General features: G+C 45.0%; 7 protein-coding genes and 4 pseudogenes. All 11 read right to left on the bottom strand.

The genetic code is table 11. The features are described 5' to 3' along the window. Window positions 1-302 precede the first annotated feature (302 nt). Window positions 303-1,604, bottom strand: a complete 1,302-nt coding sequence (locus tag V7K36_RS05660) for a hybrid sensor histidine kinase/response regulator (protein WP_335113916.1) — start codon at window positions 1,602-1,604, stop codon at window positions 303-305. After that, window positions 1,601-4,435: a CHASE2 domain-containing protein gene (locus V7K36_RS05655; RefSeq protein WP_335113914.1), complete on the bottom strand. Its 2,835-nt coding sequence runs from the start codon at window positions 4,433-4,435 to the stop codon at window positions 1,601-1,603. The genes V7K36_RS05660 and V7K36_RS05655 overlap by 4 nt, the downstream gene beginning before the upstream one ends. Window positions 4,436-4,475: 40 nt before the next feature. Further along, window positions 4,476-5,462, bottom strand: coding sequence for a DUF928 domain-containing protein (locus V7K36_RS05650; RefSeq protein WP_335113912.1), 987 nt, complete (start codon window positions 5,460-5,462; stop codon window positions 4,476-4,478). Window positions 5,463-5,654: 192 nt separating this feature from the next. After that, the gene (locus tag V7K36_RS05645) at window positions 5,655-8,204 is read right to left on the bottom strand and encodes a CHAT domain-containing protein (protein ID WP_335113910.1); all 2,550 of its coding nucleotides are present in this window, start codon (window positions 8,202-8,204) and stop codon (window positions 5,655-5,657) included. A gap of 165 nt (window positions 8,205-8,369) precedes the next feature. Continuing rightward, window positions 8,370-8,510, bottom strand: a pseudogene (locus tag V7K36_RS34005) (S-layer family protein); the annotation flags it as partial. Between the two features lie 143 nt (window positions 8,511-8,653). Next, window positions 8,654-9,265: pseudogene (locus tag V7K36_RS05640) on the bottom strand (hypothetical protein); the annotation flags it as partial. Between the two features lie 57 nt (window positions 9,266-9,322). Then, entirely contained in the window at window positions 9,323-11,821 is a 2,499-nt protein-coding gene (locus tag V7K36_RS05635) for an S-layer family protein (RefSeq protein WP_335113908.1), read from the bottom strand. 63 nt (window positions 11,822-11,884) lie between these two features. After that, window positions 11,885-14,022, bottom strand: a pseudogene (locus tag V7K36_RS05625) (filamentous hemagglutinin N-terminal domain-containing protein). A 65-nt stretch (window positions 14,023-14,087) separates the two neighbouring features. Beyond that, window positions 14,088-16,538, bottom strand: coding sequence for an S-layer family protein (locus V7K36_RS05620; RefSeq protein ID WP_335113902.1), 2,451 nt, complete (start codon window positions 16,536-16,538; stop codon window positions 14,088-14,090). A gap of 65 nt (window positions 16,539-16,603) precedes the next feature. Beyond that, window positions 16,604-19,054: an S-layer family protein gene (locus V7K36_RS05615; RefSeq protein ID WP_335113900.1), complete on the bottom strand. Its 2,451-nt coding sequence runs from the start codon at window positions 19,052-19,054 to the stop codon at window positions 16,604-16,606. Between the two features lie 70 nt (window positions 19,055-19,124). Further along, a pseudogene (locus V7K36_RS05610) lies at window positions 19,125-19,538 on the bottom strand (hypothetical protein); the annotation flags it as partial. Between the last annotated feature and the right edge of the window lie 94 nt (window positions 19,539-19,632).

Genomic DNA, 19,632 nt, shown 5'->3' with positions numbered 1-19,632 from the left:
GCCAAAAAATTCTCTAACGCTAAATAAAGCTCAACATTTTGAAATAAAAGGATTTGCCTTCATCCCCCAACCCCTTCTCCAAAATCTGGGAGAAGGGAAGCCAGAATTTCAAAATCCCTCTCCCATATCTGGGAGAGGGATTTTGGGTGAGGGCAAAAACTACGGTTCTCAACTTAGATGAGATTTAATAGTTAAATAAAGATATTTGAGTCTTAGAATTAAGATCAAGGTTAACGTGGGGTAAGTTTTGGCAAAGCCATTACTCGCTATTATGAGGTGGTAAAAATCAGTGTATGCAGATGTTACATGGGCAGAGTAATAATAAACTTTGTTCCTTCGCCAGGCATTGACAAACAGTTTACTTGTCCATTGTGTTTATCGACAATAATTTGGTAGCTTATAGCTAATCCCAGCCCCGTTCCCTTGCCCACAGCCTTGGTTGTGAAAGATTGCTCAAAAATTCGAGCTTGCACCTCAGCAAGCATACCGGGGCCGTTATCTTGGATGCATATTGTGACGGTTTGTTGCTGAAGATCAACCGATGTGATAATGGTGATGATGTTCGGGTAAGCAGCAATCTCTTGATAAGAGTGGTTTTGATTGAGTTCATCAAATGCATCAATGGCATTGGCGATGATATTCATGAACACCTGGTTCAGTTGTCCGGGATAGCAACTGATTGCAGGTAACTCACCATATTGTGTTACAACTTCAATTTTAGGGCGATCGCCCTTGCCTTTGAGTCGATGTTTCAACAGCATTAAGGCGCTATCGATTCCTTCGTGAATCTGAAACTCCACCTGAGATGCGATATCTGTGCGAGCAAAAGTTCTCAGAGAGAGGCTGATATCTTTAAGACACGTAATTCCCTGGTGCATTGATGCCACTAGTTTCGGCAGATCCTCTACTAGATATTCCAAGTCGATTTCTTCAACAAGCTCTTGAATTTCCGGGTCTGGCTGCGGTAGTTTCTGCTGTTGCAGGCTCACTAGCCGAAGCAGATTATTTACATATTCCTCAATATAGGATAAATTTCCGCTCACAAAACCAACCGGATTATTAATCTCATGACCAATACCTGCAACCATCTGCCCGATAGTGGACATTTTCTCACTCTGGATCAGTTGTAGTTGGGTTTGTTGTAACTGCTGTAAAGATTGAGTTAATTCTGCGGTGCGCTCTTGCACACGTTCTTCTAATGTGCGGGTGAGAAGGGAAATTTTCAGGTGTAACTTTAAACGGGCAATGACTTCTTCCTGTTGAAACGGTTTGGTAATGTAGTCAACTGCACCTATTTCCAGTCCTGCCACCTTGTCTGTAGAATCGGAGAGGGCAGTCATGAAAATTACCGGAATATTCTGAGTGATGGGATTAGTTTTTAGCCGGCGACAAGTTTCAAATCCATCAATACCTGCCATCATCACATCCAAGAGAATGAGATCGGGACGGGCATATTCTGTTTGTTCGATCGCTGACTCTCCATCTGTTGCCATGAGCGCTTTCCAGCCACACCCCTGAATCGCTTCATATAGCACCTTGAGATTATTAGGATTGTCATCCACCAACAAAATATATATGGGCTTGGAGAGAGGAACAGTGATCATGGACTTAACTCCGTTGTGACAAATGATTTGAGGAACTTACGGATTTTTCCGGTTTGGAAACTGGCAGTGAGTTTACTCAACTCTGCCCCGAAGGGAGCTAGCTGACTATTTTGCTCAATTAGCTCTCCTAACATTCCCTCGATCGCCGAGATATCCCCCATCATTGCCAGATGATAGAGTTGTTGTAAAACATCCTGGGATGGTAGAACCCATTCACTACCAGTTACCTGCTCACCTTTGGGAGACGGCTGCTGAGGCGAAGATTGGGCATATATCCACTCTACTTTCAACAGCGATCGCAATTTATTGAGTAGTTCCTCGATCTGGAGGGGTTTGGGCAGGAATGCTGTTGCCCCTGCCTCTACACTCCGATGGCGATTTGACTCAGAGACGTTGGCACTAGAGACGATAATGGGAATAGAACGGGTTTGCGGATTCCCTTGCAGGTGAACCATTAGCTCAAAACCATCCATATTGGGCATAGCTAAATCGAGCAGAATCACATCTGGATTGTGTTCAGTTGCCACCTGTAGACCATCTTTGCCATCAATCGCTTCCAGGGTTCGACAACCAATTTCTTGCAGCATACTGGTCAACATGGAACGGTGGGTGCAATCGTCATCAACAATGAGAATCTGAGGCGCACTACCCCAAAACCCGGTAATTTTCTGGGGAATTGGGGCTGCATCTACGCCCGTCGTAGACATCGCTTCTCCATGCCAGTCATGAACAAGTGGGACTGCTACTGTCAAATCTAGCCAAAACAGACTTCCTTCGCCCAGGTGACTCTGCACCTGAATTTGGCTCTCCATCAATGCCGCAATTCTGTGGCTAATCGCCAATCCCAAGCCAGTACCTTCAGATCGTTGTCTTGCTTCACCCACTTGCTCAAAGGGCAAAAAGATTTTTTCAAGTTCGTCTTGTGACATCCCAATACCTGTATCTTCAATCTGAAAACGAATCTTGGCGATTGGAGATTGGGAAGATTCTTGCCCAGTCTCTAATAACTCTACTTTGAACGTTACGCCACCGCTATCTGTAAATTTGATCGCGTTGCCCAGCAAGTTAATCAACACTTGCCGCAGCCGTTTTTCATCGACTTCAATCACAAGTGGTAGGCGATCGCTAATTAAGATATTAAATCCAATCCCTTTCTGTTGGGCCCGGATACCACAAATCTCAGTCACACCATGTAAGAAATTGGGCAGATGCACATTGGTTAAAACCAAATCCAATTTTCTCGCTTCTATTTTCGAGAGATCGAGAATGTCATTGATCAGCATCAACAGGTGTGATCCGCATTGGTAGATAATGCCGACTCCTTCCAGGTTTTTAGCTGTCATGTTTGGCGATCGTTCTAGTACTTGGGCAAAACCAAGGATGCCATTGAGAGGTGTGCGTAGTTCATGGCTCATATTGGCGAGAAATTCACTCTTGGCTTGATTGGCAGCATCGGCAGCAAGCTTTGCCTCAACCAATTCATGAGTTCGTTCTTCGACTTTTGTCTCCAGGGTTTTGGAATAATCTAATAGTTGACTGTTGGCAATTTCCAGTTGGCGATTTATTTGTTCTAACTTCTGCTGTTTATAGGCGTTCGTTGTCGCAATCACACTAGCAATAAACGCGGCTAAGGCGGGTGTTACCGGAATTAAAACACCATGCAAAAACATCCCATAGCCACCCCATACACAGGCTCCACTGATGCCTACAGTTGCCCAAAGAATTTTGCCGCCGGGAATCCGTCGCCCGGTACGCGCACTAGCTAACCACCAACTGCCCCCAGAACCGATGATAGACCAAAAAACAATCCAGAGTGATAGAGAAATGCCAGAAACACCGTGTAGGCTGGATTTTCCGGTTTTTGCCCCTTGTACTAGTTGATGAGCAATATTGGCATGAATAACCACACCTGGAGTCGGTTTTTGAGCAGATACCCAAGAAGAGAAGGGTGTGCTGAAGAAATCATTGGTACTGGAGGCGATTGATCCAATAAATACCATGCGATCGCGCATCAAATCTGCCGGAATTCTCCCTGTTAACACATCGCGCATGGCAACTGTCCGAAATGCAGCATCCGTTCCGTACCAGTTGAGCAGAATTTGATAGCCTCCTAAATCGGCATCGGTATAACCTGCTTCTTGATTTTGCAGTGGCAGGTAAATTTCCTTGCCCAACCGGAACTTTTGCTTTTTGGGGTCAATGCTTTCTAAGCTAATTCTTTCAGATTCGAGGTACTTAAGGGCTACAAGGGTTGCCAGTCCGGCTTTAATGGTATTTTGCTCTTTGGCATCTTCAGCTGTCAGGAGCGCACGACGCACAAAGCGATCGCCATCCAACACTAAATCTGCTAATCCTACCTGATCCTTTTTTTTCAATTCCGGTGGGGGATTGACGCGTTCACCGGTAATTTTCTCAACTCCGATTAAATTAGGAGTGTTGCCCAAGACTTGAACAAGTTGCTCATGTCCATTTCCTTCTGGTAAATCTCGATAGAGATCCAATCCGATGGCTCTAGGCTGCTGCGCCCGGATTTTTTCTAGTAATTGTGCCAGCGCCCAGTCTGGAATTGGCCATTTATGCACCGATTGGATATCGCGCTCATCGATTGTGACAATCACAATCTCATTAGCGATCGTCAGGGGCGTTGGCGTAGCCCGCCCTTGGCATCGCTGACGAACCCATTCGTCACGAATTTTCCATTCCGGTAAATTGAAAAGTCCCAACGATTGCCCAACCATAACCGTCAAGGCAACGCTGGGAGTAATAATCAAAACGCTACGAGTGCGTTGGATAAAAGCCTGGAATCTGCGCCACCCACATATTTTTGCCATACAGTTATCTCGGTCAACGTTGACTAGGATTAACCTGACATTAGTTAGTAGATGCTAATAAGTTCGCTGTTACAATCTCCTTCAAACTCACTGAGGACAGAAGTTCTTCCCATTGTTTGCGGAGGGTTGGATTGCTAGGTTGGGCGGTATATACCGTTGCAAGTGTTGCCACACAGTCATACCAAACACCATTTTTACCCAAAATAGTAGCCCGCTTCAGAGCATCTTGCTCTTGCATTGCTGTTGCCAACTCAGGGCTGGGCTGGATGCGCTTAACCCAACCATCGACGTAAGGCGTACTCGGACTGAGTTGTCCATCTACTTTCACTGCTAGGAACCACTGATAGTTTTTGCCAACTGTTAAAGCAGGTGCATTGGCTGGTAATTTGATCGCAATTACCCCAGCTTTCCCCCCAACTGGGATTTTCATCTGATGTTGCATATTGCCAGCTTCATCTTTGAGGCTGAACACGGCTTCTTGGGCATTGGAAGCCGGGAGATACACCAGAATTGTGGGACGTTCAGATACTGTTGTGCCATAGAAGTTTTGGGGCAACAGGGCGATTAGTGCTGCTGGTTGTGTTGTACTTACAGTCGATGGATTCAAGTAGTAAGTACCCACGCGAGAAGCACCCCCACTTGCTTGTTGAGGTGTCCCCTTCCCAGCAGCAGGTGTAAAGAGGTCGCCGCGAGAAGCTCCTCCAGTTGCTTGTTGAGGTGTCCCCTTCCCAGCAGCAGGTGTAAAGAGGTCGCCGCGAGAAGCTCCTCCCGTTGCTTGTCTGGGCGCACCTTTCCCAGCACTAGGAGTAAACATACTACCGCGAGAAGCTCCTCCCGTTGCTTGTCTGGGCGCACCTTGCCCGGCACTAGGAGTAAACATACTACCGCGAGAAGCTCCTCCCGTTGCTTGACTAGGAGAGCCGCTGTTGGTGGGCGGGGTAAATGTAATAGCATCGGCACTAGTCCAGGCACTGCTAGTGATCAGAGCGATGACGCTAAATGTAGTAGCTAAATATCGACGTTTCATGATGTCTGACCTAATCTAATTGAAATGTGATACAAAAGACCTTTCCTTTGACTCTGGCCAGAAGCTCAAAGAATAAGTCCAGGCAAGAGTCAAATCAGGGAACATTATACTAGTAGTATAGGCGAACCTTAGCGAATAGGATGTAAAAAAACAGCATTATTTTTCTGTGATAGAAACCGTGCTTTTACGTACTTAACTCCAGTTACCGATTAAAACAAAGCCAGACCAAAAGAACGGATCGTGGAAATCAGTTTGGCGAATTAGGCTAATTTGTGCTTGTCTTAATGCTTCGGCTTTAGTAATTTTGGGTTGTCGCAGTTGGTCATAGAAGCGAGTCATGAGGATTGCGGCTGCCTGATCTTTAACAGGCCATAGAGTGGCGATCGTTGAGCGAGCGCCGGATTTGACAGCCAAACCCGCCAGTCCCAGGACGGCGCGATCGTCTCCTGCTGCTGTATCGCAAGCACTTAGTACCAGTAACTCGATGGCTTTCGATGGATCGCTACCCCGATTTTTCAGGAGTTCAGATAACTCCTTAACGTTCATTTGCCCATCCCAAGTGAGCAAGAAGGTATCTTCCAGGCGAGAACTAAACTGTCCGTGGGTTGCTAGGTGGACAATACTGGCGCTACTGGATTTCACCCGTTCAGCAAGGGCTTGACTGGTGAATTGCTGGTTCAGCAACATCCTAGACGGCACCGCCTTGGAGATTTGTTTGATTTCTGATTCCACTGCGGGTAAAGCACTAAAGCCAGCACGAGCTTGGCTAATGCCACCGACGATCGCACTGAGATGATTTTGATTAAGTGATCGCGTAGCCATCAGTTGCAATCCTGGTGAGAGCGCCACAGCATACTTCTCGATCAGATATTGCTTACTGTCATATAAAGCTGCTATGGGAATGTTCCGCAATCGACCATCCAAAACAAACACCAATGTCTTAGTATCAATGAATGCTTGATCTGCTTCGGCTGGACGAATCAACCAATCATAAATCTGTTGGGAGAATCGATTGCGGTCTTTGGAATCCGAGACAGGGTTAAGAGCAACCAAAAAATTGTCTAAAGTCTGCTCAATTTCAGCTTGAGATTTGTGAGTCACATACGAACGCAGTGGTTGCCCTGCTTTCGAGAGGATTACTGTTAAACGATCTGGCAGGATGATCGGATAAAGGATGGTTGCAGTGGGATCAACCTGATCAATCTGTTGAGTTCTATCTAAACAGGCTTCCCGAAAAAAGTTATCGAGTTCCGCAATTTGCAGTGCCTCAATCAATTCACGAGCTTGGATCAGTTCTGCTTGACTCGGTTGATTCTCTAGAAGTAAATCAACCAGTTGCCGGTAGACAGGCTCTACACTGGTGCGAAAAGAGAACTGGACATCAGGGTTGATAGCCACCAAATCCCCCCGCAGTGCTTTTAAGGCATTGACTGCTTCTGTATACGCAGTAATTGCTTTGGAGCGATCGCCTTGTTGCTTATACAACTGTCCCACCTGCCAAGCAGATTGAGCAATGATATCGTTAGCTTGGAGTTGACGGGCAATATCGAGAGATTTCTGAGCTAATTGCTGTGCTTCAGATACCTGCTGTGTACGAAGATAGAGTTTTCCCCACTGATGCAGTGCATAAGCTTCTGCTTGAGCATCTTGGATTTGCTGTGCAGACTTGACTGTGACTGCCATCAGTTGCGCCAAATCTTTCATCGGTAGGATTTGGTCAGGATTTGACTGGCGATTCAGGGTGGCAACAAAATTGATCGCGGCGTAGAGGGAGGTGTGACTGGTGGGCAGTTCTCGAAGTTGTTGGAGTAGTTGCGGTGCAAGTGGGGTAGCCAACTCAGGTTTATCGTAATCTAGGAAAAGTTTGAACTGAGCTAAACGCGCTTGTAACTGATCGCCTGGGTTGGTGGCTAAGAGTTGAGCCTGTTCAAAGTAATCAAATGCCGCATTTGGATTTTCCAAGTCAACGGCAGTTTTACCCAGGGTTGTAAGGATAGAACTTAATTGGGGTTTAGCTGCAACTTTCTCAGCGATTGCTAAACTTTGCTCTAAAATCTGTTGACTGTTGCCAGAGTCGCCAATCATTTCCAAGGCTAAAGCAAGGGATCGCAATCCGCTAACTTTGATTTCATTATCCGGCATCCCTTGGAGTTTTTGAGTCAGCACCTCCAACTGTTGTTTAGAACGGCGGTAAAATCCTAAACTTTGCAAAGCTTGTGCTTGGTTGATTTGACTACCCAAGCTTCCCATTTTGTCGCCTGCTTGCTCATAAAATTTTTCAGCTTGTTGCCAACTTTCGAGGGCGGTTTCAGCTTTGCCAGTGTGCAATTGCAAACTTGCTTGCGTATTGAGTACTTGTGCCCAAAGAATGGCATCAGCAGAGGGAATAGAGGTTTGCAATAGTTTCAGACTTTGCTCAATAGACTGTTGGCCTGCTTGCCATTGATTAAGTTCCTGTTGTGCCAGTGAAAGATAACTCAAGCTGAGAGCTTCGTTAAGGCGATCGCCTTGGGTATGGTACTGTTGTGCTGCCGTTTGCCAAGCTGTTACAGCTTCTGTAAAGCGTCCCGATTGGTAAAGGTTCCGTCCCTGTTCTAGCCCGTTAGTCCGTTGGGAAGAAGAGAGAACTGTTGTTATTACTGGTGGAGATGCTCTTACAGGTGTAACGGTAAATGCTAAACACAAACTTAAAATACTGAGGCTGACATATAGCCAACGAGTTTGTTTAATTCGGAAAGCCATAAATAATTACCAAGATTTTATTTTGAACATTCACAGTCAAAGTATTTGAGATATCAATAGAGTCATATTGCCCAATTCATAATGGGATCTATCACCTCGCGGGCGATCGCATAGAATTAAAACACTGTGTCATTCCGGGTTAACCTATGACCACCTTCTTTTCTACTCGATTTTGCCTTGGGCGTTGCAATGCCAGGAAGTAGCTTGGACAAGAACCTCTGGGGATGATGATATTTAGGCTGTGACTTCCCCGGTTTTTCGGTATATTCGGTATATAGAGATATCGCGCGCATCAGACCAAGTGCGTCACCGAACACCCGTCGTAGATATCGCACAGCTTAATGTTAGCGAAAGTTGCTCCAAAGGTACTAGTTATCCCTTTTCAACTGAGTTCATATTTGTGAAATTCTACCCTTTGGGATACCTGTGGAATGAGCATCTTGAATGTCTTAAATATCAGTCGCTTGTGTTTCTAGAAAAATGCCACTAGCTAAAATACCGAGAATTTTATTCACATCTTTGAGATAATATTCACTCAAATCAATCGTTAATATTTATTCTTCTAATTTCAAGAATTGCCAAAGGCTACCTGTTGTTACTGCTCCGTAAATTGCTTTAATTTCTATTGCTGCTTGCTGATTAAAAATTTGGGCTGCGACCATTTCTGCTGCACATTCACCCAAACCCCCATTAATATTCTCTTTTTTAGCTTCTACGACCGTAATTACTGGCGCTGTCACAATCAAAACTTCTGGAGATTTAGTAATAATAAAATCACAAGTACCGTTTAATCCTTTGATTTCGTCAACAGTAAAATCTACCCCAGAAAATAAACTAATACGCTCATTTAATTGTCGGCGTAAATCAACTAAAATTGGCGCAATAATTAATTCAGAACGGGCTTTTTCACTATTACTGCCCAAGACGATCGCTAGATTATAATTGAGCGTCTCTGTGAGTAAATCACTGGCAGTTAATTCGGCAACCGCAGCGAAAATATCGCGTTTTTCTAACGTAGTTAAGCCAAAAGCTTGTTTGGCTTTAGCTAGACTAAACTCGCTCTAGGACATAGAGCTATCACTCTGTTTAGGGGATTTCTAATTGAATACAGTATTATGTTATCTGGAAATCCCCGCACAGGTTAATGTTTGTTGCATCTGTGTAGTCACTTTATCTGCTATTAACTCTATTTTGCCATCAGCATTACGTCGCCAACTTGTAGCTTGAACCAGAGTTTCTGGAGATTTAGGTATTTGTGCCGTGACTTCTCCGGTTTTGCGGTATGCAGAGATATCGCGGATATCAGACCAAATGCGATCGCTCGTTATTTGCTGATTGGGATTTTGCGGCACACCACCCCGCCCCGTTGCCACAAAACTACTACCTTGAGTGTTCGCACAACCTGTAGCAATTTGCTGCGATGGATCGGCGACATTTGCGGGTAGTTCGACTAAACCCGAATTGGGATCAACGCCGACAGTATTGACTTGAACCGTGCCACTCACCCCAAATTGGGAACTGGCGGTGATGTCACTTTCAGAAGTGAGGCGATCGCGGTATTTAAGTCCAAATATGCCTTGGGTAGTGATGTTGATGTTGCCGCCATTACCATTAAAAGCATTAGCAATGATATCGCTGTTTTCTAAACCAACAATTACTGGAGCATTAATGGTGGTGTTGCCACCATTGCCGATTCCGTTTGCGGTAGTGGTGATGGTGCTATTATGTCGCAGGAACAGTAACTCTTTCAGGTTAAGGGTAATATTGCCACCTTCGCCAGATTTGGTTGCAGCCGTAATCACACCTTGATGATTAAGTATCACCCGATCAGCATTAATTTGCAGATTTCCGGCATTCCCTTCTCCCTGATTATCAACCCCAATGATCGCGCGATCGCTCACCTGTAACCGTGGGGTACTTAGGATTAATGCTCCAGCATTCCCTGTGGGAAAGGACGGTAAACCATAAGCTTGGCGCTGAATTTCAGGTAACAATTCTGCTTTAGCTACAATCCGACTTGGTTGAGCAGAGGCAAATGCAACGCCGTTGATTGTCATACCATCTGAAGCCGAGATTGTGATATCTCCACTATTACCACTTGCTAAGGTACTCGTGCCAATACCACCTCCATCCAGCATCATTATTTGAGGTGCTGTCGCGATCAAGTTTCCCCCATTACCTTGATTCAGAGTGGTTGTTGATATTGCACTGGTTCTAAAAATAATGGGATTTTCTCCAATAGCTTCAATTCTTTCAGTGGCATTCAGGGTGATATTGCCGCTTAATCCGGTTCCAGCTGTAAGGTTTAAAATACTGGCTCCATTGGCAAGCCTCAATTGCTTGCTCTCCATTGTGAGATTCCCACCAGCTCCATCCGCCAGAGTGGCCGCTCCAATTGCAGTGGCAACGGTTGGATCGATGGCAGACCAACCATCCAAATCAATAGAATCTAGCACTTTGATGGTCATATTACCACCTGCCCCAGCACTAAAGGTTTTTGTGGTAATGACTCCACCATCTTGCACTTGTAACTGTTGGGCAGAAACGATCAGATTGCTTCCGGTGCCAGTTCCAAGGTTCTCGGCAATGAGTAAGTTATTCGGAAATCCGTAGGTTCCCACTTGCCGCATCTCTAACAGACCGCTGGCATTGATGACTAAATCACCCAGTGCTGCCCCGCCCAAATTTTGTAATCGGGCAACAGAACCCTCTAACAAACTGATATTTCTACCTTGCAGATGCACAGACCCCGCTGGAGCGCCACTGGCATCAACTAGAGCTTGTTGTGACAGACGGATGTCAGCAAATTGCTGAACGTTAGCATAGTCGAAATTCCATCGGGGGAATCCGGTGTTGATACCGACACTGCCGCTACTGAGACTGCCTAGTTCAATCTGTCCTGAAGGTGCAAGTAATATACCCCCTTCTAGGGCGATCGCGCCGCCGATCAGCGCCAGAGTATTCCCAGGGCTAACTCCTAAGCCAGTAGGGGTGTTCTGCTGAATAATCGGGGAATAAAATGAAGGTTGAGCCAAACGATGCCCCGTTCCCTGTACGGATATTGCCCCTGGATTTGATCCCATTTGCAAGCCCATTGGTATCTTGATGGTGAGTAGGGGGTTAGAGAGGGGAGATTGGGCAGAAAATTCTATCCCGTCAGAAAATTTGATGCTATTGGCGGTGGTTCCTACAAACGAGCCACCAATATTCAAGCGGGCATTTGCCCCAAACACAATCCCCGCAGGATTGATCAAAAACAAACTCACCGGATTACTGCTATTAAGCGTGCTAATTAATCCATCAATATTGGAAACATTCCCACCTGTAACCCGACTGAATATAGTTGTAATATTTGGTGTGTTAATTAAATCGAATCTTGCTGAACCAGCCGTAGGTACAGAGAAATTACTGAAACTGTGAAATAAATTATTACCTTTTTGAATACCGTTAAGAATATTAAAATTATTACCGTTTGGGTTGACAATGGTATTAGTTGTACCATCAGATGTCACCTGAGCGATGGCTGGTAGTACCAGAGCGGAACTTAAGAACCCGGTTGTGAGTGTAGATAGAAATAAGTTCAGCCAGAGGCTTGTTGTTTTGGGAATAGCCTTCATACAAAAATCCTCGCTTTATCCGATGCTATTAGAGTTCCCTAAATGGCATGACTGATAACATGATTAACTTTTGGGGACAGCAGCACAGCTTAAAGATGATTGCACCTGAGTAGAAGATTTATCTGCAACTAACTCAACTTTGCCTTGGGCATTGCGATGCCAGGAAGTAGCTGGGATAAGAGTTTCTGGGGGTGCTGGTATTTGTACTGTCACTTCGCCTGTTTTGCGGTATGCAGAGATGTCGCGGATATCAGACCAAGTGCGATCGCTCGTCACTTGCTGAAGAGGATTTTGCGGGACACCACCTCGTCCCGTTGCCACAAAGCGGCTGCCTTCACTGTCAACGCAGCCTGTAGCAATTTGCTGGGATGGATCGGTTATATTCTCTGGTAATTGCACTAAACCAGAGTTGGGGTCAACATTGGGCCTAGTAATTTGCACGTTTCCGTTAACTCCAAATTGAGAACTAGCGGTGATGTCATTCTCTGTTGTGAGTTGGGGGCGAAACTTCAGCCCAAAGATGCCCTGCGTCATGATTTGGATATTGCCACCCTTGCCTTGAAAGGCATTGGCAACAATATCGCTATTTTCAAAGCCAGCAATGATTGGTGCATTTATTGTAATATTGCCACCTTTACCGCTTCCTCCCGCCGTAGTGGTAATGATACTTTCATGGCGCAGCAAAAGAAGGTCTCTATGGTAGTGGCATTCACAACACCGCCATCGCGCAGCGTCAGCCTGGAAGTCGTAATATTGAGATTGCCCCCATTCCCTTGGCTAACGGCAATAGAACTGATCGCACTCGGAATGCGAGCCAGAGGGTTTTCCCCAATCAACTCAATCCAGTCATTGGCATGAACCGTAACGTCTCCTGCCGCCGCTTTGCCTAATGGAGTATTGGTAATTACACCGCCATTGGTCGCCCTTAATTGATTGGTTGAAACTGTAATATCACCTCCCCTACCAGATCCCAAGGTTTTCACACCGATCAGACTAACCAGACTCGGATCTAAAGCAGACCATCCGTCTAGCGTTGTCAGATCTGAGACATTTACGCTGATGTCGCCACCAATACCCGCACCAAAGGTTCTCGCAGTAATTTCGCCACCATCTTGAATCTGCAATTGTTGGGCAGAGATCGCGATGTTGTTGCCGTTACCATTGCCTAAATTGTCGGTAATCAATTGACTGTTCGGGAACCCATAGACTCCTTTTTGCCGCATAACTAATGTCCCACTCGCATTAACCACTAAATTGCCTAATCCGGCACCGTCAAAATTTTCTAGAAGGGCAACAGACCCCTCTAACACCCTAATATCCTGTCCTTGGAGCCGTAGCGATCCCGCAGGTGAACCACTCGCATTGACCAGTGCTTGCTGGGACAACTGAATGTTTGCAAATTTGGAGATATTGCTATAGTCAAACTTCCATTGGTTGGATGTCGTGTCGATGTTTACAATCCCTGTCTTGCTACTACCAAGTTCAATGTGTCCCGAAGGTGCCACAATAACCCCACCGACTAAGTTTATTTCTCCACCAATGAGAGCAAGGGTATTGCCGGGTTGCACCGCTAATCCGACTGGATTGCTGCTTTGAACTATCGGTGTTACAAGTCCTCTAGTTAACCGATGTCCGGTATTTTGCACTGCGATGCCTGGGTTGGGCTGCGCCAACGCTCCTGGATTTTGCCCCATCTGCAAACCGATGGGTACACTCATTGTTAACAATGGTGTCTCAGTTGGATTTACTGCACTAAACTCTGTCCCATCGGCAAACTTAATACTACTCGCCGTCGTTCCCACAAACGAGCCGCCAATATTCAAGCGGGCATTTTTCCCAAACACAATCCCCGCGGGATTCATCAAAAACAAACTCACCGGATTACTACTATTAAGCGTCCTAATTAACCCATCAATATTAGAAATATTTCCACCCGTCACCCGACTAAATATGGTAGTAATATTTGGTGTGTTAATTAAATCAAAAGTCGCTGAACCACGCGTAGGTACAGAGAAATTACTGAAGCTATGAAATAAATTATTACCTTTCTCAATACCGTTAAGAATTGTGAAATTATTACCATTTTGGTTCACAATGGTGTTTCTAGTACCATCCGATGTCACCTGAGCGATCGCCGATCGCATCATCCCTGGAGTTAACAACCCACTTATTAATATAAATAGAAAGGGTACGACTCTCATCACCAAAAACTTCCTTTACGGATTTAAAATTAGAGTTCCCCTTCAGGGGATGATTGATAACATGATTAAATTTTGTTAACAGCAGCACAGGTTAATCGTTGCTGCACATAGGTAGAAGATTTATCTGCCACTAACTCAATTTTGCCTTGGGCGTTGCGATGCCAAGAAGTAGCTTGGACAAGAACCTCTGGAGATTCAGGCATTTGTGCTTGTACCTTCTGGGTTTTGCGGTATGCAGAGATATCACGGATATCAGACCAAGTGCGATCGCTCGTTATTTGCTGATTGGGATTTTGCGGCACACCACCCCGTCCCGTTGCGACAAAACTACTACCTTGGTTTGTAGAACAACCAGTGGCTATTTGCTGCGATGAATCTGTGACATTCGTTGGTAGTTCTACTAAGCCAGAATTTGGATCAACACCAATATTATTAACTTGAACCGTACCGTTGACCCCAAATTGTGAACTGGCAGTGATGTCATTTTCGGGAGTCAGTTGGGGGCGATATTTCAGCCCGATAATTCCCTGAGTAGTGATTTGAATATTGCCACCCTTTCCTTGGACTGCATTGGCAATAATATCGCTGTTATTTAATCCGACAATAATGGGTGCATCGATGTTAATATTACCCCCATTCCCATTACCGCCTGCTGTTGAGGTGATTTGGCTATTGTCGCGCAGAAACAACAAGTTACTAACTCGTAAGCCGATGTCGCCACCATTACCAGATTCTGTCTGTGCCTGAATTAAGCCTTGATTTTTTAATTGGATGCGATCGGCTGTGATGTTGAGAATGCCGCCATTACCAGTACCTTGACTAGTAACGCTCACTGTACCACCATTCGTCAGGATCAGATTTGGTGTAGTGATGCTAAGATTACCTGCATTTGCCGACAGTATATCCCGCAAACCAAAGAATTGACGCAATTGCGGATTTAAACGGATGGCAGACGAGTTAATGCTACTGTTATTGTTACGACTGCCACCACTAATTGCGATCGCTTCACTAGCATTGATGCTTACATTTCCCCCATTACCAATAAAGTATGCGGATGAACCAACTGTTCCTCCATCCAAAATTTGTAACTTACCAGTATCCAGTATCAAGTCTTTGGTATCCCCCGTGGCAAACGTACCTACAAGAATGGAACTATAAACTCCAAAAGGGTTTTCTCCCATAACTGTGGTATTTTTATTGTGAATTGTAACTTTACCACTAGAGCCACTGCCAAATGTAACCGAAGATAATGAGGCTCCGTCTGATAATAATAAACTATCACCATTGACGAAGACATCACCAGCAATTCCAGAACCATCGCTAGCAGTGCTCACGTTACTAACACCACCGTTACCAACGCCAGTTGGGTTTATGAGCGAAAAGCCAGACACTTCAATTGTTTTTGCATCGATTTGGATATTACCACTGGGAGCATTTCCCTGGGTTATGTTATTCAAAACTCCTCCCTGTTGGAGGGTAAGCTTTTGAGCAACAACGCCAATGTTTCCACTAGCTCCAATACCAAAGGCTTGACTACGAACCCCGCTCGACAATGTTGCATCGCTTGTCGTACCAATTATATCGATCGCAGCCGATGCTTGAAGACGAATGTCTCCACCGGGAAGATTTCCATAATTCTGCGCTAACACCAGCGAAGCATCGGTGAATCGAATATTTCGTCCCTGAAGCTCCACCGAACCTGCATTGACACCGCTGACATCTAAGAGCGATTTTTGCGTTAGTTGAATATCGCCAAAAGTTTGCCCATTGTCATATCCCAAAGTATAACCTCGTGAATTTGGGATTAAATTAACTTGTCCGATTCCGCTTGTACTACCCAATTCGACTTGTCCTTGTGGGGCAGTCAACATAAACCCATTCAGTTGCAGATTGCCACCTACCAATGCCAAGGTTTTCCCAGGCTTTACCTGTAATTCTGTAGAATCGGGAAGTCGAGTGATAAAATACCCGCTATTTGTATATCCTGCCCCTTGAGCTTTGATGGGAGCAGAATTGTTGCCCATTTGCAGCCCAATCGGAACATTGATGCTTAATAATGGTTTGGCTTGGGGATTAACGGCACTAAACTCAACCCCATCGGCAAATTTGATGGTATTGGCTGTCGTACCAATAAACGAACCACCAATATTTAATCTGGCATTGGCTCCAAAAATAATTCCACTGGGATTGAGTAAAAATAAATTGGCGTTACCATTGGCTTGAATTAAACCATCAATGTTGGAAACAGTACCGCCAGTGATGCGACTAAAGATGTTTTGCACATCTGCGGCATTGTTAAAGAAAGCTGAACCACCAGTGGGCACAGAGAAATTACTGAAACTATGAAATAAATTATTACCTTTTTCAATCCCGTTAATAATTGTGAAATTATTACCATTTGGGTTGACAATGGTATTGGTTGTACCATCCGATGTCACCTGAGCGATGGCTGGTAGTACCAGAGCGGAACTCAAGAACCCGATTGTGAGTGTAGATAGAAAAGCGATCGCTCTCATCACCAAAAACTTCCTTTACGGATTTAAAATTAGAGTTCCCCTTCAGGGCATAATTAATAACATGATTAAATTTTGGTAACAGCAGCACAGGTTAATGGTTGCTGCACATAGCTAGGAGATTTATCTGCAACTAACTCGATTTTGCCTTGGGCGTTGCGATGCCAAGAAGTAGCTTGGACAAGAACTTTCGGGGTTGGGGGTATTTGTGCCTGTACCTTTTGGGTTTTCCGGTATGCAGAGATGTTGCGGATATCAGACCAAGTGCGATCGCTCGTCACTTGCTGAAGAGGATTTTGCGGCACACCACCTCGTCCCGTTGCCACAAAGCTACTGCCTTCACTACCCGTGCAGCCTGTGGCAATTTGCTGAGATGAATCAATTACATTTGCTGGCAGTTCGACTAAGCCAGAATTTGGATCAACGCCAATAGTATTGACTTGAACCGTGCCGCTAACCCCAAATTGGGAACTAGCAGTGATGTCATTCTCTGGTGTCAGTTGGGGACGAAACTTCAGTCCGAAAAGCCCTTGTGTGCTGATTTGAATATTACCCCCCCTACCTTTCACCGCATTAGCAATAATGTCGCTGTTTTCTAATCCGGCGATGATCGGTGCATTGATATTGATATTACCTCCATTACCGTTACCGCCTGCTGTGGCACTAATATTGCTGCGATCGCTTATTAGCAACAAATTTCCTACTTGTAAGCCAATGTTGCCACCATTACCAGATTCTGTCTGTGCTTGGATTGAGCCTTGATTTTTTAATTGGATGCGATCTGCGGTGATGTTGAGATTGCCACCATTACCAGTACCTTGACTCATAACACTCACACTACCGCCATCCTTGAGTATCAAGTTTGGTGTGGTAACACTAACACTACCTGCATTTCCCGTCAGTACATTCTGTAAGCCCAATATCTGACGCAATTGTGGATTTGGACGGATGACAGATGAGGCGAGGCTACTGTAAGTGTTAGGACTGCCACCACTAATTGTGATCGCCTCCCTAGCATTAATGCTGACATTTCCTCCATTCCCAGCATACAATACTAATGAACCAACTGCTCCTCCATCTAAGATTTGTAACTTTCCAGTATCTAGTATTAAATCTTTTGTATTTCCGGTCGCGAAGCTAGTGAGACTAATATTACTAGGAATTCCATAAGGGGTTTTCCCAGTGACTGTGGTATTTTGATTGCGAATTGTCACCTTACCACTAGAGCCACTGCTATGCGTAAATGAAGACAATAAAGCTCCATAAGACATTACTAATCTATCCCCATTAATAGAGATATCACCTGCTGACCCAGTACCGTATGTGCCAGTGACAATGTTTGTTTCAATGGACATCAGGGGTGAGAAGCCGGGCATCTCTATTGCTGCGCCTTCAATCTGAATGTTGCCACTGTCAGCTGCTCCGTATGTTGAGTTCTCTATCCCTGAACCCTGTTGGAGTGTTAACCGGGGAGTGATGATAATTATATTCCCACCAGTTCCAGTGCTCAAGGAACCAGTGCGAATCCCACCCCGAATTGTGGTAGCGGATGTTCCGCCAATGATCTCGATGGCTTCTGATGCCTGAAAACGAATGTCTCCACCAGCAAGATTTCCATAATTCTGCGCTAAAACTAACGAACCATCGCTCAAGCGAATATTTCGTCCCCGAAGCTGAACTGAACCCGCATTTACCCCACTGACATCTAATAGTGACTTTTGTGCTAGTTGAATGTCACCAAAGCTTTGCCCGTTGCCATACTCCAATTTATAGCCCTGAGTGGTTGGCACTAAACTAACTAATCCTGCACCTCCCAGGCTACCTAATTCTATATGCCCTGTTTCGGCAGTCAGGGTAGCGCCATTCAGATTCAGATTACCACCCACCAACGCCAAAGTTTTTCCCGCCTGTACTTGCAATCTTGTTGGGCTAGGATTGCGAATCACAGGAGCAAAATCTCTCTCGATATCTAAATGTCCTGTACCTTGGACTTGTATTGGTGAAGGATTATTACCCAGTTGCAGTCCAGTGGGAACATTAATACTTAGTAATGGGTTAGCTTGGGGATTAATGGCGCTAAATTCAGTCCCATCAGAAAATTTGATACTATTAGCTGTCGTGTTAATAAACGAACCGCCGATATTTAATTTGGCATTGCCTCCAAAAATAATCCCATTGGGATTGAGCAAAAATAGATTGGCACTACCGTTGCCTGTAATTAAACCATCAATATTAGAAACATTGCCCCCAGTCACACGACTAAAAATATTTTGCACATCTGCGGCATTGTTGAAGAATGCAGAACCATTGCTAGGAATAGAGAATTGGCTGAAGCTGTGAAACAGGTTGTTGCCGACACGACTGCCGTTGGTAATGGTGAAGTTATTGCCGCTTTGGGATATTGTGGTGTTGAGAGTTCCATCGGAAATTACTTGAGCATTTGCACAACTATTCCAAATCCCACATATTAACATTCCACCGAGCAAACTGAACCTGAACCTAGCAGAAATTACTTTCATCACTCCGCCTCCATTTCAATCTGTGTACTTAGGTTTCCCAAAATGGAATTGTTATTAACCTTATTTGTAGTTAACTCTTAGCTGAAGCAGCACAGGTTAATGATTGCTGTACGTAGGTAGGAAATGGAGCTGCTATTAATTCAATTTTGCCATCAGCGTTACGGTGCCAAGAAGTGGCTTCAACGAGAACCTTTGGTGATACATGCCTTTGGGGAATGACATTGCCAGTTTTTCGGTAAGCAGATAAATCTCGCACATCGTCCCAGGTGCGATCGCTCGTCACTTGCTGAAGAGGATTTTGCGGTACACCACCTCGTCCCGTTGCCACAAAGCTACTGCCTTCACTACCCGCGCAGCCTGTGGCAATTTGCTGAGATGGATCAATTACATTTGCTGGCAGTTCGACTAAGCCAGAATTTGGATCAATGCCAGTGGTATTGATTTGCACATTACCATTCACACCTAACTGTGAACTCGCCGTAATAACCCAAGTTGCTAGTTATTGATTCAGGCGATCGCTTTGTGCAATAAAATTCCCTCCAGAGATGAAAAACGGAGGGGAATATGTTAAACGAAAT

It is taken from the genome of Nostoc sp. (genome assembly GCF_036919555.1).
Lineage (GTDB): Bacteria > Cyanobacteriota > Cyanobacteriia > Cyanobacteriales > Nostocaceae > Nostoc.
The sequence above is the reverse complement of the archived record's forward strand: the minus strand, read 5'-3'. Positions and strand labels throughout refer to the sequence as shown.